At 42.9% G+C, this 1,821-nt stretch carries 4 protein-coding genes; all 4 read right to left on the minus strand.

The genetic code is table 11. From position 1 onward, the window contains the following. On the minus strand, positions 1 to 492 hold a 492-nt coding region (locus B4K20_RS12135; protein ID WP_289283071.1), incomplete at its 3' end, for a DUF692 family multinuclear iron-containing protein. A 29-nt stretch (positions 493 to 521) separates the two neighbouring features. Beyond that, the gene (locus tag B4K20_RS12140) at positions 522 to 797 is read right to left on the minus strand and encodes a DUF2282 domain-containing protein (protein ID WP_289244299.1); all 276 of its coding nucleotides are present in this window, start codon (positions 795 to 797) and stop codon (positions 522 to 524) included. 24 nt (positions 798 to 821) lie between these two features. Then, positions 822 to 1,139, minus strand: coding sequence for a thioredoxin family protein (locus B4K20_RS12145; RefSeq protein ID WP_289283072.1), 318 nt, complete (start codon positions 1,137 to 1,139; stop codon positions 822 to 824). 61 nt (positions 1,140 to 1,200) lie between these two features. Beyond that, positions 1,201 to 1,677 carry a YHS domain-containing (seleno)protein gene (locus tag B4K20_RS12150; protein WP_289283073.1) on the minus strand — a complete coding sequence of 159 codons (477 nt, stop codon included), beginning with the start codon at positions 1,675 to 1,677 and terminating at the stop codon, positions 1,201 to 1,203. Between the last annotated feature and the right edge of the window lie 144 nt (positions 1,678 to 1,821).

Consider the following 1,821-nt stretch of genomic DNA (forward strand, 5'->3'; position numbering starts at 1 on the left):
TGATTGACAAAGTAAATTGAAAAACTCTGTTTCGGGTATGACAGAGCCTGAGATAGGTAAATACGATGAAATATTTTCAATCAATAGTTGCTGACCAAAAATATCCTGCACGCGTCGAATGTTACGACACATGACGTTCAACGTTTCTTTATCAAACCGGATCGGAAGCAAATCACCAGCATGAACGGTATGGCCAGCCTCATTCGACCAGCTAAAACAAGCGTGATCAGATACTAAAAAGGGTGAATAACGTTCAATCAACCGCCGCATCTTTTGGATATGGGCAAGTGGTGGGGGAGTTAAAGACCCCAAACCGAGCGAAGTCCCATGAAAGCTTAGCTTATAATTCTCAGCAATCATCTCCAGGATGACATGTGACACACCACCATCAGCAAAAAAATTCTCAGTATGCACTTCAACGAAATCTACGGAGGCTGATTGCAAAGCCGCTTCGTAATGTTTGGAGCGAAGCCCCACACCCACTTGCATCATCTCAGCCTCCATAGGTTCGCACATGGTCATTAGTTAGTGAGAAGCTTTTTCGCTTCATCTTTGGATAAGCCACCAAGGTCAGTACACGTACCGGCGGGTACTAATTTCCACTCACCCGGATCATTATCCTTTTTAGACTGGGCTGCACATGAATGCGTACCCGCCAGATTGGCACAATCGTTTTGACCTGCTTTCGCTACGCCGTAGCATTTCTCTTTACTGGCAGCATAAGCATTAATCGGGGCTGTCACGCCAAGGGAAACAGTCGCAGCAATGGCGGCTGCAATAATTGCGTTATTTTTCATATCATCATTCCTAATATATAAGTATTAAGCTTCGATAGTGTGGTTAATCCACGTATGTACGTTTTCAACCGGCTGTGAACCCACGAGTGAATCAACCTCTTGGCCGTTTTTAAGCATGACCAGTGTTGGCACAGACCGCACACGAAAGGTCTCACGCACGTTCGGCATATCATCCACATCCACTTCAGCCACGCTGATATCACTACGTGATGACGAAACTGACTCAATAATCGGGGTATAGATTTGGCAAGGGTTGCACCATGAGGCTGAGATTTTCAGTAATAAATACTCATGACGTTGTTTCTCAGCTTCTAGTGCTTCTTGTGATCTGATTCGTTGCATTTTTACACTCCTCAATAAAAAGCCCTGACTCACCCTATTGAGTTAAGCCAGGGCTTATGCACTAGAACGTTTCAAGTGTTTTATCACTGAAGGTTTTGATAGTCGGCCAGGTGTCATTGGCGTTAGTAATGTAGCCTGGAATATCTTCAACCCAGATTTTTTGCACATCTTTGTTCAGGTTCAGATAAAGCTTGCCATCCACCACTCGCCAAGCCATTGGGTCAGTATCAAACTTTCTACCTTTGGTGACACCGAAGGCACAAAAGCCACCATACTGAGGGGCATATTTGCTTGGATTAGCACGGAATAAATCACGGTTCTGTTCACTGCTAAAGTGATAGATCGCATTTTTATATGTCGCTGTATATTCACTAGTGCCTTTAGTCGGTGCTGATTGTGTGAAATAAGCCACCGGGTCATAACCTTGAATAGCCAGGTCATTGGCATTGGCATTCATATCAATATCAGCTGCGAATGTCGCTGCTGAGAGGCTAAGAGCAACCGCTGCTGAGGTACTTAATAAAATGTGTTTTAACATTGTTAACATCTCCATATAGGTGTTTGTATTAATTACAGTTTTGATTCTATAAACATTAAGTCACTGACGATTTTCGAATCAGTGGAGACATTATTTCTCATTCGGTTTTATAAAATAATAGGTCGAATGATTAAAAAACTATTA

It is taken from the genome of Methylophaga sp. UBA5088, from assembly GCF_002414625.1.
In the GTDB taxonomy this organism is placed as follows: Bacteria; Pseudomonadota; Gammaproteobacteria; order Nitrosococcales; family Methylophagaceae; genus Methylophaga; species Methylophaga marina.

What these genes read in the sequence shown, in the direction of transcription:
- B4K20_RS12140 (WP_289244299.1), bottom strand. Translation starts at nt 797, where the DNA reads ATGAAAAATAACGCAATTATTGCAGCCGCCATTGCTGCGACTGTTTCC.
- B4K20_RS12145 (WP_289283072.1), bottom strand. Translation starts at nt 1,139, where the DNA reads ATGCAACGAATCAGATCACAAGAAGCACTAGAAGCTGAGAAACAACGT.
- B4K20_RS12150 (WP_289283073.1), bottom strand. Translation starts at nt 1,677, where the DNA reads ATGTTAAAACACATTTTATTAAGTACCTCAGCAGCGGTTGCTCTTAGC.